Here is a 23,793-nt window from a genome sequence, read left to right as displayed (position 1 = left end):
CGCTCACCACTCGATCTCAGCGGCGGCGCGCGGGGCGTCGTTGTGCTCGACCGAGCGGATCGCGCCATCGGTAAAGCGGATCACGCGGTCGGCCATCTCGGCGGTGGCGGCGGCATGGGTGACGATCATCACCGTGCTGCCGAGGCTGCGGTTGAGATGCTGCAGGACCCCCAGCACCTCGCGCCCGGTGGCACTGTCGAGCGCGCCGGTCGGCTCGTCGCAAAGCAGCACATCCGGGCGCTTGGCCACCGCGCGGGCGATGGCAACCCGCTGCTGCTCGCCGCCGGAAAGCTGGCTGGGAAAGTGGTCCTTGCGTGTGTCCAGCCCGACCAGCGCCAATGCCTCGGCGGGGTCCATCGGATTGCGGGCGATCTCCGTGACAAGCTCGACGTTTTCCTCGGCGGTGAGCGAGGGCATGAGGTTGTAGAACTGAAAGACGAACCCGAGGTTATCGCGCCGGTAGCGGGTGAGCGCCCGGTCGGACATGGCGGTCAGTTCCTCGCCGCGGAACCACGCACGTCCCGCGCTGGGGCGGTCGAGCCCGCCGAGGATATTGAGCAGCGTCGACTTGCCGCTGCCCGAGGGGCCGAGCAGCACGGTGATCTCGCCCGGCGGCAGTTCGAGATCGACGCCCCGCAGCGCATGCACCGCCGAAGCCCCCTCGCCATAGACGCGGGTGAGACCCTCGACACGGTAGATCGGCGGCTGTTGCGGCACGAAGCACCCTCCTCTGCCGCCAGCCTATGGCAGCACGGGGGCCGCTGTCTTGAGCCGGATCAAATGCCCCGGCTTCAGGCCGGACGCGCCAGCCTCTGTGCCTCGTCGAGCAGCGCCTGCAGCACCGGCGTGTAGGGCTCCTGCCAGGGCGCGATCAGCCCGACCTCATGCGCCCGGCTGTCCGAGGCCAGCGGCACCAGCGACAGCGGTTTGCCCTCTGCCAGGAAACCCGCGAGATCTGTCGGCAGGATGGTCACCCAGTCGCCAGTCAGCACGTTGCTCACCAGAACCACGGTGGAGTTCGACTCGATCGCCGCGCCCGCCTCCAGCCCCGCTTCCATGAACTGCCGGTTTATGATCCGCCGGTTCTGCATCTCCGGAGTCAGCAGGCAGAGCTTGAGGCTGCCCAGCTCCGCCCAGTCCAGCGTCTCCCTGTCCGCCAGCGGATGGTCCTCGCGGCACACCAACTGGTAGGCCTCACGATAAAGCGGGCGCGTGGTGACCCTGCCCAGCGGCTCGTTGTCGAGATAGGAAATGCCCGCGTCGATCTCCAAGTCGTCGAGCATCGTCAGGATGTCCGCAGACGCCCGCGACAACACGGTGAAGGTGACCCGCGGATGGCGGTCGTTGAAGCGCGCCGCCAGCGTCGAGGCCCAGGTCAGCGCGGTGGGGATCACCGCCAGCCGCAGGTGCCCCGCCAGCCCCTCGCGCGAGGCCCGCATCTCGTCGCGCAGGCGGCGCGTGTCGCCAACGATCTGACGCGCCCAGACCAGCGCGCGCTGCCCCTCGGGCGTCAGCCCTCCGAACCGCGAGCCCCTCTGCACCAGCTTGACCCCGAGCTGTTCCTCGAGCTGCCGGATGCCGGTGGAGAGCGTCGGCTGGGTGATCCCCAGACTGACCGCCGCGCGGCCAAAGTGCTGTTCCCGGGCGAGCGCGATGAACATTTCCAGCTTGGCGATCATGGGAGCCTATCGAGAAACAAGGTTACCATATTAATTGCCTTTCACGCGTCAAAGCGCAATCGGGACGCCCGATGGCTTCCTTGGCGTCGAGGCCTTCTGCGCAACCAGCGGAGTTCTCATCACTTCGCTCCGGATGCCGAACCTCAGTTCAAGACGACACGGCATCCCCGAGGTCTACGAAAGACGTACGCGACGCCTCCTTCCGGAGCTTGTCCTGGCCGGCGCCTGCGCCATCCCCGCGGCCTGGACATTCTTGCTGCCGAGCGCTCTGCGAACCGCCGGGCGCAGCGTACCGGCACCAATAGGCCTCCTGACCCCGGGCTTTCGCAATGCGCGCCGTGCCCCATGAACCGAGCAGATCCCCGACGGGCTGTACAAATCGCACTGGGGTTTATTGCACCGCAGTCGAACCCGAAACACGCCGACTAGCTTTTGTTCTCGGTGTGGGCCCAGAAGCTGCCGATCGGCGCATGACGCGATCGGTTTTTCGGCGCACTTCGGAGGGGAGCAGACTCCGCCTGGCGGCTTGTCGGGGAACCTGGCGATCCCGGCAGGATTCGAACCTGCAACCTGCCCCTTAGGAGGGGGCTGCTCTATCCAGTTGAGCCACGGGACCGACGGACTTCCCTTAGCGCGGGCGTTCGCTGTTGTCACCCTGCAAGCGGAAATTCCTCGGCGCGGCGGCTTGTGCTTGTAAGCCCCGGCAGAAAGGCTAACATTTGCGTAATTAATGCTTTGGAGGAGCCGCCCGTGGCCGACACCGATCCCCGTCCCCTCACCCTCAGAGACGTCTCCGAAGCCTCCGGCGTGTCCGAGATGACCGTGAGCCGGGTGCTGCGCAACCGCGGGGACGTGTCCGAGGCGACGCGGGCCAAGGTGCTCGAAGCGGCAAAGAACCTCGGCTACGTGCCCAACAAGATCGCCGGTGCGCTGGCTAGCCAGCGGGTGAACCTCGTTGCGGTGATCATTCCCTCGATGCGCAACATGGTGTTCCCCGAGGTGATGGCCGGCATCGCCTCGGTGCTCGAGGACACCGAGCTGCAGCCGGTCGTCGGCATCACCGACTACCTGCCCGAGAAGGAAGAGCGGGTGCTCTACGAGATGCTGTCCTGGCGGCCCTCCGGCGTGATCATCGCCGGGCTCGAGCACACCGAGGCCGCCAAGGCGATGATGAAGGCCAGCGGTATCCCGGTGGTGGAAATCATGGACATCGACGGCACCCCCGTCGATTGTGCCGTGGGTATCTCGCACCGCCGCGCCGGGCGCGAAATGGCCAAGGCGATCCTGCGCGCAGGCTACCAGAAGATCGGTTTCCTCGGCACCAAGATGCCGCTCGACCATCGCGCGCGGAAGCGCTTCGAGGGGTTCACCGAGGCGCTGGCGAAGAGCGGTGTCGAGGTTGTGGACCAGGAGTTCTACTCCGGCGGCTCGGCGCTGAAGAAGGGCCGCGAGATGACCCAGGCCATCCTCGAGCGCGAGCCCGAGATCGATTTCCTCTACTACTCGAACGACATGATCGGCGCGGGCGGTTTGCTCTACCTGATGGAACAGGGGCGCGACATCCCCGGCGAGATCGGGCTTGCCGGCTTCAACGGCGTGGAGCTGCTGCAGGGTCTGCCGCGGCAGTTGGCCACGATGGACGCACACCGCGCCGAGATCGGTCGCAAGGCCGCAGAGATCATCGCTTCGCGGGTCGAGAACCCGGAGGCCGACTACGAGCGCATCGTCGAGCTGACACCGAAGATCGCCTACGGCGACACGCTGCGGCGCTGACCCGGCTCAGAGCAGCGGCCGGATGCTCGGCTCCTCGATATCGGCCATGGCCAGCTCGGCCATGCCCTCCGCATCGCTGATGTGCAGCTGCCCGTCTGTCCATTCCGCCAGCCCGCGGGCACGCAGCCGCCCCAGCGTCTTGTTGGTGTGCACCAGCGACAGGCCAAGCGCGTCCGCAAGATCCTGCTGCCGGTAGGGCAGCGGCACCCGCGGCCCCTGTCCTATCCCCAGCTCGCTGAGTCGCCGGTAGATCTTCAGCAGCGCCCAGGCCACCCGCTGCGCCGCATCGCGCTGGCCGACAGTGGCCAGCGTCTCGCCGAGGAAATGCTCCTCGGAGGCGGCGATCCATGTCACGTCATAGGCCAGCGACGGCTGCCTGCGGTAGAGCGTCCAGAGGTCAGCCCGATTGAACACGCACAGGCGCATCGCGCTCGTCGCCTGCACCGAGTGCTTCATCTCGCCCAGAAGCCCCGCCTGAAGCCCCGTCAGGTCCCCCGGCAGGAGGAAATTGATCACCTGACGCCGCCCGTTCTCGAGCGTCTTGTAACGTAGACCCATGCCCTCGAGGACGGTGTAGATTTGCGGCGAATTCGCCCCTTCGATCAGCAGATGCGTGCCGGGATCGACGCTCAGCTCACCCGTCTTGAACCTTTCCATGAAGGCCAGTTCATCATCCTCGAAGGCGCGGAACAGCTTCTTGCGGCGCAGCGGGCAGCTCTTGCAGGCAATCTGAGTCATCTCGGCCTCCTATGTCACAGATTAATGCGCGCCGGTCCGAATGGTTCCAAACTGCGCGCAGCGAGAGGAGACCGCGAATGATTCCCGACGACACGCCCGGAAGCGGGCCGGGTTTTCTCGTGCTGCTGAATGATCCCTTCGTGGCCGAAGACGTCGCACGAAGCATTTCCGAGCATGACCCCACCGCGCAGGTCGTCTGCGCACAAACACCCGAGGCGGCGCTACTGCTGGTCCAGTCCGAGGGACGGATCGGCGTTGCGCTGCTGCAGATGGCACCGAGCGAGGTCGCGCGAAGCGCGCTCGGGCAGTTACTGAGCGCCTCCGGCACCCGCATCGCGCTGGCGGGCGACGCCGCCGAGCAGCAAGGCAGCGCCTGCGCCTACGAGGTGCTTCAACGTCCGTTCAGCAGCGCCGAGATCATTCGCGTCCTGAGCCGCGCGCGTGCAAGCTGACCGATTTCACGCGCGCCCCGTTCCGTCGTCACGGTTCTGTCACGCCCCTGTCACGCGGCCGGACTAGGACTCGGAACGTTCTTGATGAGTGCCGTGGTCAATTGGCGGAATTACCCCGCGCATCCCCCGGTCAAGACTACCAGTGATTTCATGAAGAAGGGGGTGGCACCGAGCGCCACCCCCAATTTTTTAGATCGATTTTTCGCGTGCGCTCGAGACCTTTACTTCAGCGCCTCGTCGGTGATCGCATGGGTCCAGGCGGCTTCACCCGGGTCCTTGGTGATCACCGGATCGGCGCCGGCGCTCAGCAGAACCTCGACGGTGCGGGTGAAGTCCTCCGGGTCCAGCGCACCGTTCGAACCGGCGGTCAACTTGGCGATCTCACCCATCATGCGCTTCTGGTGCTCCTCGGTCTGGGCGCCGGTCTCGTCGTTCTCGAGCACGATATCGGCGGCCTCATCCGGGTTCTCCTCGGCGTATTTCCAGCCCTTCATCGAGGCCCGCACGAAGCGCACCAGCTTGTCGGTCATCTCGGGATCGGCGAGGTTCTCTTCGGACGTATAGAGACCGTCCTCGAGCGTCGCGATGCCCTCGTCCTGATACTTGAAGACCACGAGGTCCTCGGGTGTCAGCCCCGCGTCGATCACCTGCCAGTACTCGTTGTAGGTCATGGTGGTGGCGCATTCGACCTGCTTTTGCAGCAGCGGATCGACGTTGAAGTTGATCTTCTGGATGGTCACCCCGCCGTCGGATCCATCGGTGGCGTAGCCCAGCTTCGACATCCACGAGTAGAGCGGCAGCTCGTTGCCGAAGAACCAAGTGCCGAGCGTGTGGCCGGGGAAGTCGGCCGGGCTTTCGATGCCGTGCTCCTTGAGGCAGGTGAGCATCAGCCCAGAGGACTTGAAGGGCTGGGCGATGTTGACGATCGGTGCGCCGTTCTCGCGCGCGGCCAGTGCCGAGGGCAGCCAATCGACCATCACGTCAGCCCCGCCGCCAAGCAGCACCTGCACGGGCGCAATGTCGGGCCCACCCGGCTTGATCGTCACGTCGAGGTCTTCTTCGTCGTAGAAGCCCTTGTCGGCGGCCACGTAATAGCCGGCGAACTGCGCCTGCGTCACCCACTTGAGCTGCAGCGTCAGCTCGTCCGCGGCCTGCGCGCCGCCCGCCGCGAGCAGCATCGCCGAGGCGATCCCCCATCCGGTAAACTTGGTCATCATACTCTCCTGTTGCATTGCGCGTTTCTTGGTCTTTTCTTCGCAGTTTTCTGTTTCACCGGCCCCGCTGCGACGGGTGCCAGAAGGTCGCGGCGCGTTCGATCAGCGCCACGCCGCCGTAGAAAGCCGAGCCCGCAAGCGCGGCCACCACGATCTCTGCCCACACGAGGTCGAGCTGCAAAAGCCCGACGCTGGTGGAAATGCGAAAGCCCATCCCGGTGATCGGCGAGCCGAAGAACTCGGCCACGATGGCGCCGATCAGCGCGAGGGTGGAGGCGATCTTCAGCCCGTTGAAGATGAAGGGCAGCGCCGCGGGCAGGCGCAGCTTCCACAGGCTGGTCCAGTACCCGGCGGCATAGGTGCGCATCAGGTCGCGCTGCATGGCGCTGGTGTCCGCCAGCCCCTGCACCGCGTTGACCAGCACCGGGAAGAACACCATGACCACCACCACTGCCGCCTTCGACTGCCAGTCGAAGCCGAACCACATCACCAGAATGGGCGCGATGCCGATGATCGGCAGCGCCGCGACGAAGTTGCCCACCGGCAAGAGGCCCCGCCGCAGGAAGTCGAAGCGGTCGACGACGATGGCCGTCAGCAGCGCCGCGCCGCACCCCAGAACGTAGCCGGTGAGCGCGCCCTTCAGCACGGTCTGCACGAAGTCCTGCCAGAGCACCCCCGACGATTGCCCGAAGCGCGCCGCGATCACCGAGGGCGCGGGCAGCAGCACCGGCGAGATGCCGAAGCCGCGCACCACCGCTTCCCAGACGAAGACCAGCACTAGCCCGAAGATCACCGGCACCGCCAGCGCCGCGGCGCTGGTCTTGCGTTTCGACAGCCGGACGTTGGCCCAGAGTCCCAGCGCCCAGACGATCAGCCCTGCAACAATCCAGATCATGCCATGCCCATCCGCTTCAGGGTGATGCGCTGGATGAGGCCGATCAGCCCCACCAGCGCCGCCGCCAGCGCCGCCGCCATCAGCAGCGCCGACCAGATTTGGATGGTCTGACCGTAGTAACTCCCGGCGAGAAGTCGCGCGCCCAGCCCCGCCACCGCGCCGGTCGGCAGCTCGCCGACAATGGCCCCGACGAGGCTTGCCGCCATGGCGATCTTCATCGAGGCGAAGAGATAGGGCATCGAGGCCGGCAGCCGCAGCCGCCAGAACTCCTGCGCGCGGGTGGCGCTCCAGGTGCGCATCTGGTCGAGCTGCATGGCGTCGGGGCTGCGCAGCCCCTTTACCATGCCCACCACCACCGGGAAGAACGACAGGTACATCGAGATCATCGCCTTGGGCAGCAGTCCCGAGATGCCGATGGCGTTCAGCACCACGATGATCATCGGCGCGATGGCGAGGATCGGGATGGTCTGGCTGGCGATCACCCAGGGCATCACCGATTTGTCCATCACCCGGTTGTAGACGATGCCCACCGCCAGCGCGAAGCCGAGCAACGTACCAAGGCCAAAGCCCAGCACCGTGGCGCTCATCGTGACCCAGGCGTGATAGACGAGGCTGCGCTTGGAGGTGGGTTTCTTCATCGCCACCGTGTCCCAGAGCTCCAAGGCCACCTGGTGCGGCGCGGGCAGCTTGGGCTTGTCCTGCGCCCAAGTCTCGGCGATCAGCTCGGGCGTGGTCAATACACGGTCCTGGCGCGCGGCCTGGTCGAGCACCCATTGCTTGTTGAGCATGACGGCGCTGCCGTACCAGATCACCAGGATCGCCAGTACGACGGTCAACACGGGGATCACGTTCTTCATCGCCGCCACTCCATCCGCAGCTCGCGCAGGGTCTCGGGCGGCTCGGGATCGACCTCGCCCGCATCTCGGAAGCCCTCGCGCCGGTAGAAGCGCTGCGCCGCGAGGTTTGTCACATGCGTGTGCAGGAAGAGCCGTGCCCGCCCCTCCTTGGCCTTGTCGAGCAGCGCCTTGCCGAGCCCCGCGCCGCTGCGCGCGCAGTAGAGCGCCCCGACCTTGCCGATCTCGGGGTCGATCGAGATATAGCCCTCGACGGGCGCGCCGATCACCCAGATCTCGCGCAACGAAAACGCCTCGCGCAGGAAGCCCTCGATCACGCCCGGACTATAGATGCGTGGGAACCACTCCGTCGCATCGATCCAGCCGTTCACCACCGCGGCACAGGCGGGAATATCGGCCTCGGTCGCACGCCTCACCTGGAGTTCTGTCATCGCGCGGCCCCGCTGCTTTCATCTTTCCTCAAATACTCAAAATTCGGCGCACCCGGTCCACGGTGATCCATGAGTATTTTTAGAAAGATGAAAGGATTGCGTGGTTTCTTCGTGGCGCGGTACAGGCTGGAGAGCCGATGACCGCGAAAGGTGAAAGGGGAGCCCGCGTTCCGAGACCTTCTGCGGGGCGGCACCGGGGCGCGGCGATGTCTTGGCGCGCTCCGGGTCGCAGCGCCCGAACCGCCGCAAATGTCCACTATTTTGAGATCAGTCATAGGCATGCCCCGCCCGCAGCCCCTCTCGCACGCGGTGGGCGATCTCGAGGAACTCCGGGCTATCGCGGATTTCCAGCGGGCGCTCCTTCGGCAGCGGGCTTTCGATCACGTCGGTGATCCGCCCCGGCCGCGGCGACATGACGACGATCTTGGTCGACAGGTACACGGCCTCGGGGATCGAGTGGGTGACGAAGCAGATGGTCTTCTCGGTGCGCGCCCAGAGCGCCAGGAGCTGCTCGTTGAGGTGGTCGCGCACGATCTCGTCGAGCGCGCCGAAGGGTTCGTCCATCAGCAGGATGTCCGCATCAAACGCCAGCGCGCGGGCAATCGAGGCCCGCTGCTGCATGCCGCCCGAAAGCTGCCAGGGATATTTCTTCTCGAAGCCTGCCAGCTCCACCAGCTCCAGAACACGCTGCACGCGCTCTGCCTGCTCGGGTTTCGAATAGCCCATGATCTCCAGCGGCAGGCGGATGTTGCCGCCGATGGTGCGCCACGGATAGAGCCCCGCCGCCTGGAAGACATAGCCATAGGCACGCGCCTTGCGCGCGACCTCGGGGGGCACGCCGTTGACCAGCACCGTGCCCGAGGTCGGCGTCTCGAGGTCCGCCATCACCCGCAAAAAGGTGGTCTTGCCGCAGCCCGAGGGACCGATGAAGGAGACGAAGTCGCCCTTGCCGATCTTCAGGTCCACGTCCTTGAGCGCCTGCACCGGGCCGTCGCTCGTTTCGTAGACGAGGTTCAGCCCCTGCGCCGAGATCACCGTCGGGGTCTGCGGGACGCTGGCCGCTGATGCGGCCGCTTGTTCTGTCATCATCTTCATTCCCTGTGCGGGGCGGGGGCGTCTTCCGGCCCCCTGCCCCGGTCTCGATCTGTCTATGTCACACCCCGGAGGCCGGGATGCCGCTTCGTTCCACCTTGCGCGGCGCGGTCAGCTCCTTCCATGAGCTCAGCGCCTTGCTCACCGGCCCGGCGGGCGGCCGGGCGACGAACTGGCCGTGGCCCTCCTCCGAGCTCAGCGCGCCTTCGGTCACCGAGACCTTGCCCCGGCTCAGCACGAAGCGCGGCAGGCCCTTCACGGTCATGCCCTCGAAGACGTTGTAGTCGATGGCCGACTGCTGGGTCTTGGCCGAGATCACCTTCTCGCGGTTCGGGTCGAGCACCACGATGTCGGCATCAGCGCCGACAAGAATGGCCCCCTTGCGCGGGTAGATGTTGAGGATCTTGGCAATATTGGTCGAGGTGACCGCGACGAACTCCTGCGGCGTCAGACGGCCGGTGGCGACGCCCTGCGTCCAGAGCATCGGCAGCCGGTCCTCGAGCCCGCCGGTGCCATTGGGGATTTTGGTGAAATCGCCGACGCCATACCGTTTCTGATCTGTGGTGAAGGCGCAGTGGTCGGTGGCTACGCAGGAGAGCGAGCCCGCCGCCAGCCCGGCCCAGAGGCTGTCCTGATGCGCCTTGTTGCGGAACGGCGGCGACATCACCCGGCGCGCGGCGTGATCCCAGTCGGGGTTGGCGTATTCGCTGTCATCCAGGGTCAGGTGCTGGATCAGCGGCTCGCCCCAGACCCGCTTGCCCGCCTGGCGGGCGCGGCGGATCGCCTCGTGGCTCTCCTCGCAGCTCACGTGCACCACGTAGAGCGGCACGCCCGCCATGTCGGCGATCATGATGGCGCGGTTGGTGGCCTCGCCCTCGACCTGCGGCGGGCGGGAATAGGCATGCGCCTCGGGGCCGTTGTTGCCGGCGGCGAGCAGCTTGGCCGAGAGCTCAGCCACCACGTCACCGTTCTCTGCATGTACCAGCGGGATAGCTCCCAGTTCGGCGCAGCGCTGGAACGAGGCGAAGAGCTCGTCGTCGTTCACCATCAGCGCGCCCTTGTAGGCCATGAAGTGCTTGAAGGTGGTGATGCCGCGGTCGACCACCTCCTTCATCTCGTTGAACACCTGCTCGCTCCACCAGGTGACCGCCATGTGGAAGGAGTAGTCGCAATGCGCGCGGGTCGACTTGTTGTCCCACATCTGCAGCGCGTCGAGCAGCCCCTGCCCCGGCGAGGGCAGTGCGAAGTCGACGACCATGGTCGTTCCCCCGGCCAGCGCCGCGCGGGTGCCGCTGTCGAAGTCGTCGGCGGAATAGGTGCCCATGAAAGGCATTTCGAGGTGGGTGTGCGGGTCGATCCCGCCAGGCATCACGTAGCAGCCCGAGGCATCGAGCACCTCGTCGCCCTTGAGGTTCTGGCCGATCTCTACGATGCGGCCGCCTTCGACCAGCACATCGGCGTCAAAGCTCAGGTCGGCGGTGACGATGGTGCCGCCCTTGATCACTGTGGACATCTTTTCCTCCCTTGGAAATCCGGGCCCGGGGCTTCGTCTAGACCGAAAAATCCCGGGGAGTCCGCGGCCCGGAGGCCGCGGGCGGGGCAGAGCCCCTTATCTGGCGTCCGCCTCAGGCGACAATCTCCGCGGTCTCGAGCACCGCGTGGAACAGCACGTCGGTCCCCGCCGTCGCCCAGTCCTTCGAGATCTCCTCGGCCTCGTTGTGCGAGATGCCTTCGACGCAGGGGCACATGACCATGGTCGCCGGGGCCACCTTGGCTGCCCAGCAGGCGTCGTGGCCCGCGCCCGAGATGATGTTGAGATGCGAATAGCCCAGCCGCTCGGCGGCGTTGCGTACGTTCTCGACCAGTTCGGGGGCGAAGGTGACCGGGTCGAAATGGCCCACAGGCTCGACCGCGCAGCCGACCTCCAGCTCGGCGCAGATCTCGGGCGCGCGGCGCTCGATCTCGGCGCGCATGGCGTTCAGCTTGTCCAGATCGGGAGAGCGGATGTCGACGGTGAAGACCACGGTTTCCGGCAGCACGTTGCGGGAGTTGGGGGAAAAGGTCACCTGCCCCACGCCGCCGACGGCACCGGGCTGGGCGGCCATGGCCACTTCCTGCACCATCTCGAAGATGCGGCTCATGGCGAGCCCGGCGTTCACCCGCATGTTCATCGGCGTGGAGCCGGTGTGCGCGGCTTTGCCGGTCAGGGTGAATTCCAGCCACCAGAGCCCCTGGCAATGGGTGACCACGCCGATGTCCTTGCCCTCGGCCTCGAGGATCGGCCCCTGCTCGATGTGCAGCTCGTAGTAGGCGTGCATCTTGCGCGCGCCAACCTCTTCCTCGCCCTTCCAGCCGATGCGGGTCAGCTCGTCGCCGTAGGTCTTACCCTCCAGGTCCTTGCGTCCGTAGGCGTAGTCGAGGTCGTGCACCCCGGCAAAGACGCCCGAGGCCAGCATGGCGGGGGCAAAGCGTCCGCCCTCCTCGTTGGCCCAGTTGGTGACCACGATCGGGTGCTTGGTCTTGATCCCGAGATCGTTCATCGTGCGCACCGCTTCCAGCGCACCGAGCACGCCCAGCACCCCGTCGTACTTGCCGCCCGTGGGCTGGGTGTCGAGGTGCGAGCCGACGTAGACCGGCAGGGCGTCGGGGTCCTCACCGGCGCGGGTGGCGAACATCGTGCCCATGGCATCGACGCCCATGGTCATGCCCGCGTCCTCGCACCAGCTCTGGAACAGGGCGCGGCCCTCGGCGTCCTCGTCAGTCAGCGTCTGGCGGTTGTTGCCACCCGCAACGCCGGGGCCGATCTTGGCCATCTCCATCAGGCTGTCCCAGAGTCGGTCGCCATCGATCCGGAGGTTCTCGCCCGGTGCCGCCATCTTTTTGTCCTCGCTGCCTTGCTTTGCGTCTGCAATGCGCGGTCGCGCTTGCGCGGGCCGCGCGTGTTTTTTACCATTTGGTAAAGCCACGATTGCAATGCGCCCCGGACCTGTCAAGAAATCCCTGCCTTGGCCCCCGGGGCGGATGCGCATAGAGCGGGCAGCGCCGCCCGGAAAAGCAGCAGCCAAGGAATGCCATGCCCGCTCCCTCTGAAAAGCCACCCGAAAAGACGCCGGAGAAGAAGCCCAGCCGAATCCAGATCCGCAACCGCAAGAAGATCATAGATGCAGCGCTGGACGTGTTCTCGCAACACGGTTTCCGCGGCGCGACGCTCGACCAGATCGCCGAGGCTGCGGGCATGTCGAAGCCCAACCTCATCTACTATTTCGACGGCAAGGAGGCGATCCACGTCGCCCTGCTGAACGCGCTGATGACCGAATGGCTCGATCCGCTGCGCGAGCTGGATGCGGAGGGAGATCCGCTGGAGGAGATCCTCGGCTACGTGCGCCGCAAGATGGAGATGAGCCGACAGTTCCCGCGCGAAAGCCGGCTCTTCGCCATCGAGATCATCCAGGGCGCGCCGCGCATGCTGCCGCATCTGGAGAGCGATCTGAAACCGCTGTTCGACGAGAAATGCGCGCTGATCGCGGGGTGGATGAACGCGGGCAAGCTCGCGCCACAGGACCCGCAGCAGCTGGTCATGTCGATCTGGGCGCTGACCCAGCATTTCGCCGACTTCGACACGCAGGTGCGGGTGCTGGTGCCCGACGAGACGGCGGGCTGGAAGGCGGCGAATGCCCACGTCGAGACGATCTTTCGGGCGATCCTGACGCCGAAGGGCTGAGGCGAAGCCGCCGGGCGAGCGCCTGCCCGTGGGGTGGCGCAGCAACGATGGAGCTCAGCGCTTTATGCCAGCCAAGTCCGCGAGACACTTGAACCTTGTGCAAGGACGACGCAGCGCCGGCCCGCCGGAACGGGCCGGCGCTAGTCCGGCGGCTTCGCCATTGTTCCCGGCGGGCTTGCGCCTCGATCACTCGGCCGCGCGGGCCATCGGGTTGTTGGGATGGGTGGTCCAATCACCGAACTCTGCGGGCACCACCTTGCCGGTGCGCGGGTCCGTCGCCCCGACCTCCATCCGCTCCATGCTGATGCAGCCCTCGACAGGGCAGACATTGACGCAGAGGTTGCAGGCCACGCATTCATCATCCTTGACGGTGAACACCCGGCCCTCGGACATGGCAATGGCCTGGTGGGAGGTATCCTCGCAGGCGGCATAGCAGCGGCCACAGGAAATGCAGAGGTCCTGGTCTATTTTCGCCTTGGAGATTGCGTTGAGGTTGAGGTTCTGCCAGTCCGACACGTTCGGCACCGCCCGGCCCACGAGGTCGGAAAGCCCGACGCCCTTCTCGTCGAGGTACTGTGACAGACCCGAGATCATCTCCTGCACGACCTTGAATCCATAGGTCATCGCAGCCGTGCAGACCTGCACGTTGCCCGCCCCAAGCGCCATGAACTCCGCCGCGTCGCGCCAGGTCGTCACCCCGCCGATGCCCGAAATCGGCATTCCGTGCGTCTCTGGCGAGCGGGCGATCTCGGCCACCATATTGAGCGCGATGGGTTTGACCGCCGGGCCGCAGTAGCCGCCATGCGCGCCCTTGCCGTCGATGGTCGGCTCGGGGGCGAAGAGATCGAGATTGACCGAGGTGATCGAATTGATCGTGTTGATCAGCGAAACCGCATCGGCGCCGCCGCGCTTGGCGGCCTCGGCGGGCTTGCGGATGTCCGTGATGTTGGGCGTCAGCTTCACGATGCAGGGCATGCGGCTGTTCTGCTTCACCCAGCGGGTCACCATCTCGATGTACTCGGGCACCTGCCCCACCGCCGAGCCCATGCCGCGCTCGCTCATCCCGTGGGGACAGCCGAAGTTCAGCTCGACCCCGTCGGCCCCGGTCTCCTCGACCAGCGGCAGGATCGCCTTCCACGCCGCCTCCTCGCAGGGGACCATCAGCGAGACCACCAGCGCGCGGTCGGGGTAGTCGCGCTTGACTGCCTTGATCTCGCGCAGGTTCACCTCGAGCGGGCGGTCGGTGATCAGTTCGATGTTGTTGAGCCCCAAGAGCCGCCGATCCGCGCCCCAGATCGCGCCGTAGCGCGGACCGTTGACGTTGACCACCGGCGGGCCTTCCTCCCCGAGGGTCTTCCAGACCACCCCGCCCCAGCCCGCCTCGTAGGCGCGGCGCACATTGTATTCCTTGTCCGTCGGCGGCGCCGAGGCCAGCCAGAACGGGTTGGGCGACTTGATGCCCACGAAATCGCTCGTCAGATCAGCCATGTCGGTCCCTCCTCAGCCCATCAACGTGGCGTGGATGTCTTCGGCCGCGTCGCGGCCCTCGGCGACGGCGGTGACGGTCAGGTCATCCCCCCCGGCGGCGCAGTCCCCCCCGGCCCAGACACCGGGAAGCGAAGTGCGCCCCGGCCCCTCGACCGCGATCTTGCGCCCGTCGAGCGCCGGCAGACCCTCGGTCACCAGGCTCTGGCCAATGGCGCGGAACACCTGGTCGGCGGGCAGGCGGAAGCTCTCGCCGGTGGGTGTAAGTTCGTCATCGGTGAACTCGAACTCGATCTCCCGTACCGCGCCATTGCCGTGCACCGCCTTGGGCATGGCGTTGCAGATGATCCGCACGCCGCGCGCCTGCGCCAGCTCCTGCTCGAACGCGCTGGCCGCCATGCGCGCCTGCGAGCGGCGGTAGACGATGGTGACGTTGAGCGCGCCCAGCAGCTTGGACTGCACGGCGGCATCCACGGCGGTCATGCCGCCGCCAATCACCACCACGTCACGGCCGACCGGCAGCATGGCCAGATCACCGGCCTGCCGCAGCTCTGAGATGAAATCCACCGCGTTCAATACGCCCTCTCGGTCGTCGCCGTCGATGCCCAGCGCGTTCACCCCGCCAAGGCCAAGACCCAGGAAAACCGCATCATACTGGGCAGTCAGCCCCTCCAGCGTCACATCACGCCCCAGCGCCTTACCGGTTTCGAGGGTGATCCCGCCGATGCCGAGCAGCCAGTCGACCTCGCGCGCGGCGAAATCATCGGTGCTCTTGTAGGCGGCGATGCCGAACTCGTTGAGCCCGCCCGGCTTGGGCCGCGCGTCGAGGATCACCACCTCGTGGCCCTTCATCGCCAGGCGATGCGCACAGGACAGGCCCGCCGGCCCCGCCCCGACCACGGCCACGCGCTTGCCCGTGGGGGCGGCACGCTCGAAAGGGTGGGCTTTCTGCGCCATCACCGTATCGGTGGCATATCGCTGCAGACGGCCGATCTCGACCGGCTTTCCCTCGGCCACCTCGCGCACGCAAACCTCCTCGCAGAGCGTCTCCGTCGGGCAAACCCGGGCGCACATGCCGCCGAGGATGTTCTGCGACAGGATCGTCTTTGCCGCCGCCTCAGGCGTGCCGGTGGCGATCTGCCGAATGAAGAGTGGAATGTCGATCGTGGTCGGGCATGCCGTCGCGCAGGGCGCGTCGTGGCAGAAGTAGCAGCGGTCCGCCGCCACCAGCGCCTCGTGATCGTCGTATGGAGGGTGCAGGTCGGTAAATCCCTCCTCCAGCGCCTGCGGCTCCAGCCGTCCCGCGCGGATCCCTCCTGCCAGTTGTCTTGCGTCCATCGGTCGCCTCCCCGCTGCCTTGCGCAATGGAGAAACGCTCTCACAGGTCGATTTTTTTATCAATCGGTAAAATAATCAGATCGACTGCCGCCGGAACACCTGCCCAAAACCCGGGCAGAAATGCAGAAAGGCCGCGCATCGCTGCGCGGCCTTCCAAGGATCGTACGGGCAGAAGAATCAGTTCTGCGCGTAGTATTCGATGACGAGGTTCGGTTCCATCTGAACCGCGTAGGGCACGTCGGCAAGGCCGGGGGTGCGCACGAAGGTCGCGGTCATCTTGGAGTGGTCGGCCTCGATGTAGTCGGGCACGTCACGCTCTGCGAGCTGAACAGCTTCCAGCAGGACGGTCATCTGCTTCGACTTCTCGCGAACCTCGATGACATCGCCTTCCTTCACGCGGTAGGAGGGGATGTTCACGCGCTTGCCGTTCACCAGCACGTGGCCGTGGTTCACGAACTGACGGGCTGCGAAGACGGTCGGCACGAACTTGGCGCGGTAGACGACGGCGTCCAGGCGGCGCTCGAGCAGGCCGATGAGCAGCTCGCCGGTGTCACCCTTGAGGCGTTCCGCGTCGCCGAAGATGCGACGGAACTGCTTCTCGGTCATGTCACCGTAGTAGCCCTTGAGCTTCTGCTTGGCGCGCAGCTGCAGACCGAAGTCCGACATCTTGCCCTTGCGGCGCTGGCCGTGCTGGCCCGGGCCGTATTCACGCTTGTTCACCGGGGACTTCGGACGGCCCCAGATGTTTTCGCCCATGCGGCGGTCAATTTTGTACTTGGCAGACGTGCGTTTGGTCACGGCTGATCTCCTTCAAAAGATGTGAAGGGCGTTGTCCTCCTGCCCGAAGGCCGACAGGCATCCCCTTGCGGGGGCCACCAACACCAATGAGCGGGCGCTTATATGGGGATTGCAGGGGGAGTCAACTGCTCTTCGCGCGAATTAGGCGCTTTCCTTCCACTGCAGGGATTCATCCCGCGTTAAACGGTCTGCGCCCAGACTGAAAGGGAGCCCGGCCCGCGCTTTTCAGCCCCGCCTATCGTGCCACGCCGATGATGGCAAATCCACATGAAGGAGCTGACGCCGGAAGACGGCCGCAGGGCACTCGGCATAGGGCCCGGACTACAACCAAGAGGAAACCCACATGAGGACTGAGCCATGAGGAACCGGGGATGAGGGACCCCGACACAGCAAGGGCCATGCGAAGGCGGCGCCTCCGCCCCGCCCCGGGTCAGCCGGACGGCCCCGGCGCCCTGCTGGACAGCGCGATCCACCTGCGCGACCGCGACATCCTGCAGCGCGTGCGCGATGCGATCCGCCACCGGCAGGTGATGCTGGTCTTCCAACCCGTGGTTCAGGCCAATGCGCCCGAACGCGTCGCCTTTCACGAAGCTATGCTGCGCGTGATGGATGAGACCGGGCGGATCGTGCCCGCGCGCGAGTTCATCTTCGAGGTCGAAGAGCTTGAAGAGGGCCGCATTCTAGACTGCCTCGCGCTGGAACAGGGCATCGCCGAACTGATCCGCGCGCCGGACCTGCGGCTCTCCGTGAACATGTCGGCCCGTTCGATCGGCTACCGCCGCTGGATGCGTGTGCTGGAAAAGGGCCTGGCCGCCGACCCCACCGTCGCCGCACGCTTGATCCTCGAGATCACTGAAAGCTCGGCGATGCTGCTGCCGGAACTCGTGATCGGCTTCATGACCGATCTGCACCGCCGCGGCATCGCCTTTGCCATGGATGATTTCGGCGCAGGGCAAACCGTGCTCCGGCACTTCAAGCGCTTCAGCTTCGATATCCTGAAAATCGACGGCCAGGTGATCCGCGGCATCGACAGCGACCCCGACAATCAGGTGCTGCTGCGCGCCATAGTGGCCATCGCCGAGCAGTTCGACATGTTCACGGTGGCCGAATCGGTCGAGACTCAGGCCGAGGCAGAGATCGTCGCGCGGAGTGGCGTGAATTGCCTGCAGGGATACTACCATGGCGCGCCGGTGGCCCATCCGGACTGGCGCATGGACCCGCCGCTGCACAACAAAGCCTGATTTCCCCCGAAAACCGGCCTGCCAAGCCCACCCTGCCCCTCCTCGCCTCCGCTTGAGGCATCTGCGACGAATTGCGCAAACATGCGCGAATCCGCACCGCCGCCCCTGTGCAGGCGAAGATCCCCGCGTTATCAAAAGGCCAAGGCCAGATGCGGAGCCGTTGCTCCCGCCAAGAGGGCGGAGGGACGCGTTCCGATCACCCGCTTTGCTTGGAGGGAGAATTTCATGACCAACGTCGTAATCGCATCCGCGGCCCGGACCGCCGTGGGCAGCTTCAGCGGCGCCTTTGCCAACACCCCTGCCCATGACCTTGGTAGCGCCATGCTCGAAGCGCTGGTCGCTCGCGCCGGCGTCGACAAGGCAGAGGTGTCCGAGACCATTTTGGGCCAGGTGCTGACCGCGGCGCAGGGCCAGAACCCGGCGCGTCAGGCGCATATCAATGCCGGCCTGCCCAAGGAAAGCTCGGCCTGGTCGATCAACCAGGTCTGCGGCTCGGGCCTGCGCACCGTGATGCTGGGCGCGCAGCACATCCTGCTGGGCGATGCCGACATCGTCTGCGCCGGTGGACAGGAGAACATGACCCTCTCGCCCCACGCCGCGCACCTGCGCGCCGGGCACAAGATGGGCGACATGAAATACATCGACACGATGATCCGCGATGGCCTCTGGGATGCCTTCAACGGCTACCACATGGGTCAGACCGCCGAGAACGTCGCCGAGCAGTGGCAGATCAGCCGCGAACAGCAGGACGAGTTTGCCCTTGCCTCGCAGAACAAGGCAGAGGCTGCGCAGAAGGCCGGTAAGTTCGACGACGAGGTGATCGCTTTCACCGTAAAGACCCGCAAGGGCGACATCATCGTCGACAAGGATGAATACATCCGTCACGGCGCCACCATCGAGGCCATGCAGAAGCTGCGCCCGGCCTTCACCAAGGACGGCTCAGTCACCGCGGCCAACGCCTCGGGCATCAACGACGGCGCCGCCGGCGTGCTGCTGATGAGCGCCGACAACGCCGAGAAGCGTGGCATCGAGCCGCTCGCCCGCATCGTCTCCTACGCCACCGCCGGCCTCGATCCGTCGATTATGGGCGTCGGCCCGATCCACGCCTCGCGCAAGGCGCTGGAAAAGGCTGGCTGGAAGCCCGAAGACCTTGATCTGGTCGAGGCCAACGAGGCCTTCGCCGCGCAGGCCTGCGCGGTGAACAAGGACATGGGCTGGGACCCGTCGATCGTGAACGTGAACGGCGGCGCCATCGCCATCGGCCACCCGATCGGCGCCTCTGGAGCCCGCATCCTGAACACGCTGCTCTTCGAGATGAAGCGCCGCGACGCCAAGAAGGGCCTCGCGACGCTCTGCATCGGGGGCGGCATGGGCGTCGCGCTCTGCGTGGAACGCGACTGACGTTTTGTAAGGGGGCGCTGCGGCGCCCCTTTTTCTTTGCGTGCAATGCTGCAGGCGCAAAATACATACGCAATATTGTTGCTAACTTTAATTAACTTCAGTAACAACATTACTGGAGTGGGGAACTTCCGAATTGGAGGACAGAATGGCAAAAGTTGCATTGGTCACGGGCGGCAGCCGCGGGATCGGGGAGGCGATCTCGAAGGCACTGAAGGCAGAAGGGTACGACGTAGCCGCGACCTATGCCGGGAACGACGAGAAGGCACAGGCCTTCACCGCGGAGACGGGTATCAAGACCTACAAGTGGAACGTCGCCGACTACGAAGCGTCCAAGGCAGGGATCGAGAAGGTCGAGGCCGAGCTCGGCCCGATCGACGTGGTGGTCGCCAACGCGGGCATCACCCGCGACGCGCCGTTCCACAAGATGACCCCCCAGCAATGGAAAGAGGTCATCGACACCAACCTCACCGGCGTTTTCAACACCGTGCACCCGCTCTGGCCGGGCATGCGCGAGCGCAAGTTCGGGCGGGTCATCGTGATCTCGTCGATCAACGGCCAGAAGGGGCAGTTCGCGCAGGTGAACTATGCCGCGACCAAGGCCGGCGATCTCGGCATCATCAAGTCGCTGGCGCAGGAGGGCGCACGCTACGGCATCACCGCCAACGCCATCTGCCCCGGCTACATCGCCACGGAAATGGTCATGGCGGTGCCCGAGAAGGTCCGCGAGTCGATCATCGCGCAGATCCCCACCGGCCGCCTCGGCGAGCCCGAAGAGATCGCCCGCTGTGTGGTCTTCCTCGCCGACGAGAAGGCCGGCTTCGTCAACGGCTCGACGATCTCGGCCAACGGCGGGCAGTTCTTCGTCTGACACCCTGCTCGCAAGCAAGACACGACTGGCCCCGGACGCACTCGCGCCGGGGCCTTTGCTTTTGACGGATCGCCGAATCCGCACCGCCTCGCATCCGGCTGTGCACTGGTGCAGCCCCTTCGCGCGGCCATGTTCGTTTTCTGCAAGGTCGCTTGGGCCTATATCGGGATCAATTCCTCATCAGGAGAGAGACCATGCTTACCCAGATCAAAGGCCTGCATCACGTGACTGCGCTGGCCAGCAGCGCGTCTCGCAACAATGCCTTCTTCACCGAGGCGCTCGGCCTTCGCCGGGTGAAGAAGACCGTCAACTTCGATGCCCCCGATGTCTACCACCTCTACTACGGCGACGAGCTCGGCACCCCCGGCAGCGTCATGACCTACTTCCCCTTCCCCCGCGCAGCACGCGGTCGCCGGGGCACCGGAGAGGTGGCCACCACCGCCTTTGCCGTGCCCATGGGCTCGCTCGATGCCTGGGAAGCGCGACTGACCGAAGCCGGTGTTCAGGGACTGGAGCGGCTCAACCGCTACGGCGAGCTGCGGCTGGCCTTCGAGGGGCCGGACGGCGAGGGCCTGGCGCTGGTCGAAGCCGAGGATGATCGTGCCCCCTGGACGGGAAATGGTGTGGGCACGGACATGGCGATCCGCGGCTTCCACTCGGTGCAGATGCGCCTGCGCGACGCGGGTCCGACTGCAGAGTTGCTGGGCGCCATGGGCTACCGGGAAGAGTGTCGCCAGGCCAACGTGATGCGGCTGGTGCTCCCGGAGCACAACGGCGCGGGCACCATCGACATCGAGACGGTAGATGCGCCACGCGGCGAACAGGGCGCGGGCAGCGTGCACCACATCGCCTTCGCGGTGGAGGACCGCGCGGCCCAGCTTGAGGTGCGCAAGGCGCTGACCGAGCAGGGCTTCCAGATCACGCCGCAGATCGACCGGGACTACTTCTACGCGATCTACTTCCGCAGCCCCGGCGGCGTGCTCTTCGAGGTGGCGACCAACGAGCCGGGCTTCGACCGCGACGAGGACCGTGGCCACCTCGGCGAGGCGCTGAAACTGCCGACCCAGCACGCCCACCTGCGCGAACAGCTCGAAAAGACGCTGGAACCGCTGGGCTGAGAGCTGCTGGTCCCGAGCCCAAGACCTCCCCTCTCAACAGGTGCGCCCCCGGAGCTTGGCTCTCCGGGGGCGCTTTTTTCTGCAGGGCCCGACACGCACTCTTCCAAAGACCGGACGCTTCGCGACCACGGTCATGCTTGCAAGGGGGAAAAGGGATGCGAGTCGAAATGGCGTTTCTGCAATTGCCGCGATGCGGCATGCCGCTGGCGCTTCGCCCTGCTGCCCGGGCCCGATTCTCGGGCCCGGAGGCTCTGCGGTCCCGGGACGCGGCTGCCCATGGGACCTGATCGCTCTCTAGGCGGGTGGGTGGCGTCCCGGTGGGAGGCTACCTGCCCTGGACCACGTCAGGTGGCCTCGGCCGAGAGCCGGCTAATCTCTTCCTTGATACGGAGTTTCTGCTTTTTCAGGGCGGCGACATGCAGGTCGTCCGTCCCCGGACTGCGCTGCATTTCTTCCACGGTGGTGGCGAGGTTCTGGTGCTTCTTCTTCAGTTCTTGCAGGTGAGAAGTTAAGCTCATTAGGTCCTCCTTTTTGCTTTAGGCACACTCAGTGCAGCATAACTTTTACATTCTGTCACGCCGCACCCGCAGCATTGCTTTACGCAGGCTCAAGGCGATGCTCGGAACTCCGCTCACCCGTCAAAGCTGACCGGTTTTCCGTCACGCAAGGCTGCTTTGACGACATTTGTATAATCATCGCCGTCTTCAAGGTGGGACGCGCCGGCGTGAAGCACGAGCGGAGGGCAAAGGCGGAAAGCTGCCCGGCCGCCCTTGCGCCCCCGAGCAAGAATCAGCCGCGGCGCGCGCCCTTCGCGCGACGCCAGCGGCAGCACCTCGACGGACCCCAGATGGGTGCTCAGCGCGCCGACCAGCTCGGGCAGGCGCTCGACGCGCTGGACAAAGGTCGCCGTGCCACGTGGTTTCAGACGTTTCGCCGCCAGCGCGACCCAGTCGGCCAGCGGCAGCGCCCCGGCCTGCGCCAGCTCGATCCCCGCATCCGGGGAAACGCTGCGCTTGCCCTGTTCGAAATAGGGCGGATTGGCGAGAACGTGATCGAAGCTTTGCGCCTTCAGCTCCGCCGGCGGACTGGCGAGGTCCGCCTCAAGGATCATTCCCTGAAGACCGTTCTCGGCAATGTTACGCCGCGCGAGGGCCGCGTAGGCCGGCTGGACCTCCACCCCCGCCAGTCGCAGCCCCGTCACCCGCACGCCCAGGCAGATCAGCGCCGGGGCGGCACCGCAACCAAGCTCCAGGACCTCTTCACCGGGCCGCGCCTCGACACTCGCCGCAAGCAATACCGGGTCCACACCGGCGCGATAACCAAGACCCTGTTTTGGCTGCCATATCCGCGCCTGTCCGCCCAGGAAATCGTCGCAATGCAACGCGTCCTCGGCGAAGGGGTCGACCCTCACGCACCAGCCTCGAAGGCGATGCCGAAGTCGCGCAGGACCCGCCGCGCTGCCTCCAGATCGGCGCTGCGCACCATCAATCTGCGCGGGAGTATGCCGAGTGAACCCTCGAGGACGCTCATATTTACGTCCAACTCAAAGCTGTCTATACCCTGCCCATCTAGGAGGGTCTTCGCCAGCGGGATCAGTGTGATGTCGGTTGTGCGCAAGAGTTCTTCCATACTGGGGATGTAAGGACAGGGCCCCGGCCTTGTCGAGCCTGTGACGGGGGTCTGATGGGCTTGGATACGGTAAAAGCGAAACCGCACGATCGCCTGGCGGCGATGCTGTCCGACGAGATGGCCGCAGTGAACGCCCTGATCCGCGAGCGGATGGCGTCGAAACACGCTCCGCGCATTCCGGAGGTGACCGCGCATCTGGTCGAGGCGGGCGGCAAGCGCCTGCGCCCGATGTTGACGCTCGCCGCCGCGAATATCTGCGGCTACGACGGCCCCTACCACGTGCACCTCGCCGCGACGGTGGAGTTCATCCACACTGCCACGCTTCTGCATGACGACGTTGTCGACGAGAGCGCGCAGCGGCGCGGCCGTCCCACCGCAAACCTGCTGTGGGACAACAAGTCCTCGGTGCTGGTCGGCGACTACCTCTTTGCCCGCAGCTTCCAGCTGATGACCGAGCCCGGCAACCTGCGGGTTCTGGAAATCCTGTCGAACGCCGCGGCGACCATCGCCGAGGGCGAGGTGCTGCAACTCACTGCGGCGCAGGATCTCAGCACCGATGAGGACATCTACCTGCAGGTGGTGCGCGGCAAGACCGCGGCACTCTTCTCTGCGGCAACCGAGGTCGGCGGCGTCATCGCCGGGTCGGACCCGGCGCAGGTGCAGGCGCTCTTCGACTATGGCGACGCGCTCGGCATCGCCTTCCAGATTGCCGACGACCTGCTCGACTACATGGGCGACAGCTCGGCCACCGGCAAGAACGTCGGTGATGACTTCCGCGAGCGCAAGCTGACGCTGCCGGTGATCAAGGCCGTGGCCGCTGCCGACGAAGAGGAGCGCGCCTTCTGGCAGCGCACCATCGAGAAGGGCAAGCAGGAAGAGGGCGACCTCGAACACGCGCTGAAGCTGCTCAACAAGCACGGCGCTCTGGAAGCGACCCGCGAGGACGCTCTCGGCTGGTCGGAGAAGGCCAAGGCCTCCATGGCGCAACTCCCGCAGTCCGAGCTGCGCGACGTGATGATCGAACTCGCCGATTTCGTGGTGGCGCGGCTCTACTGAGCCCGCGCCA

24 protein-coding genes and 1 tRNA gene are annotated in these 23,793 nt (G+C 65.8%); 8 read left to right on the top strand and 17 right to left on the bottom strand.

The annotated features are described in order from the left end of the window. Positions 1 to 3: 3 nt before the first annotated feature. The 3 genes from BM397_RS10410 to BM397_RS10400 form a co-directional block, all read right to left on the bottom strand. Positions 4 to 717, bottom strand: coding sequence for an ABC transporter ATP-binding protein (locus BM397_RS10410; protein WP_092423644.1), 714 nt, complete (start codon positions 715 to 717; stop codon positions 4 to 6). Positions 718 to 791: 74 nt separating this feature from the next. Further along, complete coding sequence (locus BM397_RS10405) at positions 792 to 1,679, bottom strand: LysR family transcriptional regulator (protein ID WP_092423642.1); 888 nt, start codon at positions 1,677 to 1,679, stop codon at positions 792 to 794. A 539-nt stretch (positions 1,680 to 2,218) separates the two neighbouring features. Then, positions 2,219 to 2,295: transfer RNA gene (locus tag BM397_RS10400), tRNA-Arg, on the bottom strand. Positions 2,296 to 2,429: 134 nt separating this feature from the next. Between BM397_RS10400 and BM397_RS10395 the strand changes: the two genes are divergently transcribed. Continuing rightward, complete coding sequence (locus BM397_RS10395; RefSeq protein ID WP_092423640.1) at positions 2,430 to 3,452, top strand: LacI family DNA-binding transcriptional regulator; 1,023 nt, start codon at positions 2,430 to 2,432, stop codon at positions 3,450 to 3,452. Positions 3,453 to 3,458: 6 nt separating this feature from the next. On the opposite strand, the gene BM397_RS10390 is transcribed toward BM397_RS10395, so the two are convergent. Then, on the bottom strand, positions 3,459 to 4,190 hold the full coding sequence (locus tag BM397_RS10390) for a Crp/Fnr family transcriptional regulator (RefSeq protein WP_092423638.1): 732 nt from the start codon (positions 4,188 to 4,190) through the stop codon (positions 3,459 to 3,461). A 77-nt stretch (positions 4,191 to 4,267) separates the two neighbouring features. Between BM397_RS10390 and BM397_RS10385 the strand changes: the two genes are divergently transcribed. Then, positions 4,268 to 4,642: a hypothetical protein gene (locus BM397_RS10385; RefSeq protein WP_092423636.1), complete on the top strand. Its 375-nt coding sequence runs from the start codon at positions 4,268 to 4,270 to the stop codon at positions 4,640 to 4,642. 221 nt (positions 4,643 to 4,863) lie between these two features. On the opposite strand, the gene BM397_RS10380 is transcribed toward BM397_RS10385, so the two are convergent. From BM397_RS10380 to BM397_RS10350, 7 genes are all read right to left on the bottom strand, one after another. Continuing rightward, positions 4,864 to 5,856 (bottom strand): ABC transporter substrate-binding protein, encoded by a 993-nt coding sequence (locus BM397_RS10380; RefSeq protein WP_092423634.1) that lies wholly within the window; start codon positions 5,854 to 5,856, stop codon positions 4,864 to 4,866. A 55-nt stretch (positions 5,857 to 5,911) separates the two neighbouring features. Continuing rightward, entirely contained in the window at positions 5,912 to 6,751 is an 840-nt protein-coding gene (locus tag BM397_RS10375) for an ABC transporter permease (RefSeq protein ID WP_092423632.1), read from the bottom strand. After that, the gene (locus BM397_RS10370) at positions 6,748 to 7,608 is read right to left on the bottom strand and encodes an ABC transporter permease (protein WP_092423630.1); all 861 of its coding nucleotides are present in this window, start codon (positions 7,606 to 7,608) and stop codon (positions 6,748 to 6,750) included. Before BM397_RS10370 ends, BM397_RS10375 begins: the two co-directional genes overlap by 4 nt. After that, complete coding sequence (locus tag BM397_RS10365) at positions 7,605 to 8,036, bottom strand: GNAT family N-acetyltransferase (protein ID WP_092423628.1); 432 nt, start codon at positions 8,034 to 8,036, stop codon at positions 7,605 to 7,607. The genes BM397_RS10370 and BM397_RS10365 overlap by 4 nt, the downstream gene beginning before the upstream one ends. Before the next feature lie 267 nt (positions 8,037 to 8,303). Next, positions 8,304 to 9,122: an ABC transporter ATP-binding protein gene (locus BM397_RS10360; protein WP_092424059.1), complete on the bottom strand. Its 819-nt coding sequence runs from the start codon at positions 9,120 to 9,122 to the stop codon at positions 8,304 to 8,306. A gap of 67 nt (positions 9,123 to 9,189) precedes the next feature. Continuing rightward, entirely contained in the window at positions 9,190 to 10,641 is a 1,452-nt protein-coding gene (hydA, locus tag BM397_RS10355; protein ID WP_092423626.1) for a dihydropyrimidinase, read from the bottom strand. Between the two features lie 112 nt (positions 10,642 to 10,753). After that, complete coding sequence (locus BM397_RS10350; RefSeq protein ID WP_092423624.1) at positions 10,754 to 12,004, bottom strand: Zn-dependent hydrolase; 1,251 nt, start codon at positions 12,002 to 12,004, stop codon at positions 10,754 to 10,756. A 197-nt stretch (positions 12,005 to 12,201) separates the two neighbouring features. Here BM397_RS10350 and BM397_RS10345 point away from each other — a divergent pair, with 197 nt between their 5' ends. Continuing rightward, positions 12,202 to 12,849, top strand: coding sequence for a TetR family transcriptional regulator C-terminal domain-containing protein (locus BM397_RS10345; protein ID WP_092423622.1), 648 nt, complete (start codon positions 12,202 to 12,204; stop codon positions 12,847 to 12,849). Between the two features lie 186 nt (positions 12,850 to 13,035). Here BM397_RS10345 and preA read toward each other — a convergent pair whose 3' ends face one another. From preA to rpsD, 3 genes are all read right to left on the bottom strand, one after another. Beyond that, positions 13,036 to 14,337, bottom strand: coding sequence for an NAD-dependent dihydropyrimidine dehydrogenase subunit PreA (preA, locus tag BM397_RS10340; protein ID WP_092423620.1), 1,302 nt, complete (start codon positions 14,335 to 14,337; stop codon positions 13,036 to 13,038). A gap of 12 nt (positions 14,338 to 14,349) precedes the next feature. Further along, positions 14,350 to 15,672: an NAD(P)-dependent oxidoreductase gene (locus tag BM397_RS10335; RefSeq protein WP_092423618.1), complete on the bottom strand. Its 1,323-nt coding sequence runs from the start codon at positions 15,670 to 15,672 to the stop codon at positions 14,350 to 14,352. A gap of 177 nt (positions 15,673 to 15,849) precedes the next feature. Further along, complete coding sequence (gene rpsD / locus BM397_RS10330; protein WP_092423616.1) at positions 15,850 to 16,470, bottom strand: 30S ribosomal protein S4; 621 nt, start codon at positions 16,468 to 16,470, stop codon at positions 15,850 to 15,852. Between the two features lie 398 nt (positions 16,471 to 16,868). Between rpsD and BM397_RS10325 the strand changes: the two genes are divergently transcribed. The 4 genes from BM397_RS10325 (at position 16,869) to BM397_RS10310 (ending at position 21,098) form a co-directional block, all read left to right on the top strand. Then, on the top strand, positions 16,869 to 17,711 hold the full coding sequence (locus tag BM397_RS10325) for an EAL domain-containing protein (protein ID WP_245696042.1): 843 nt from the start codon (positions 16,869 to 16,871) through the stop codon (positions 17,709 to 17,711). A gap of 225 nt (positions 17,712 to 17,936) precedes the next feature. Continuing rightward, positions 17,937 to 19,112 (top strand): acetyl-CoA C-acetyltransferase, encoded by a 1,176-nt coding sequence (locus BM397_RS10320; protein ID WP_092423612.1) that lies wholly within the window; start codon positions 17,937 to 17,939, stop codon positions 19,110 to 19,112. 145 nt (positions 19,113 to 19,257) lie between these two features. Further along, positions 19,258 to 19,980 (top strand): acetoacetyl-CoA reductase, encoded by a 723-nt coding sequence (phbB, locus tag BM397_RS10315; protein WP_092423610.1) that lies wholly within the window; start codon positions 19,258 to 19,260, stop codon positions 19,978 to 19,980. A gap of 194 nt (positions 19,981 to 20,174) precedes the next feature. Then, the gene (locus BM397_RS10310) at positions 20,175 to 21,098 is read left to right on the top strand and encodes a VOC family protein (RefSeq protein WP_092423608.1); all 924 of its coding nucleotides are present in this window, start codon (positions 20,175 to 20,177) and stop codon (positions 21,096 to 21,098) included. Positions 21,099 to 21,442: 344 nt separating this feature from the next. Here BM397_RS10310 and BM397_RS10305 read toward each other — a convergent pair whose 3' ends face one another. From BM397_RS10305 to BM397_RS10295, 3 genes are all read right to left on the bottom strand, one after another. After that, positions 21,443 to 21,616, bottom strand: a complete 174-nt coding sequence (locus BM397_RS10305) for a YdcH family protein (RefSeq protein ID WP_092423606.1) — start codon at positions 21,614 to 21,616, stop codon at positions 21,443 to 21,445. 113 nt (positions 21,617 to 21,729) lie between these two features. Continuing rightward, positions 21,730 to 22,509 carry a tRNA1(Val) (adenine(37)-N6)-methyltransferase gene (locus BM397_RS10300; RefSeq protein WP_092423603.1) on the bottom strand — a complete coding sequence of 260 codons (780 nt, stop codon included), beginning with the start codon at positions 22,507 to 22,509 and terminating at the stop codon, positions 21,730 to 21,732. Continuing rightward, positions 22,506 to 22,727 carry a putative signal transducing protein gene (locus tag BM397_RS10295; RefSeq protein ID WP_092423601.1) on the bottom strand — a complete coding sequence of 74 codons (222 nt, stop codon included), beginning with the start codon at positions 22,725 to 22,727 and terminating at the stop codon, positions 22,506 to 22,508. The genes BM397_RS10300 and BM397_RS10295 overlap by 4 nt, the downstream gene beginning before the upstream one ends. Positions 22,728 to 22,781: 54 nt before the next feature. Between BM397_RS10295 and BM397_RS10290 the strand changes: the two genes are divergently transcribed. Beyond that, positions 22,782 to 23,783, top strand: a complete 1,002-nt coding sequence (locus BM397_RS10290) for a polyprenyl synthetase family protein (protein ID WP_092423598.1) — start codon at positions 22,782 to 22,784, stop codon at positions 23,781 to 23,783. Positions 23,784 to 23,793: the final 10 nt, after the last annotated feature.

This window comes from Alloyangia pacifica, assembly GCF_900116195.1.
Taxonomy (GTDB): Bacteria; Pseudomonadota; Alphaproteobacteria; order Rhodobacterales; family Rhodobacteraceae; genus Salipiger; species Salipiger pacificus.
The sequence above is the reverse complement of the archived record's forward strand: the minus strand, read 5'-3'. Positions and strand labels throughout refer to the sequence as shown.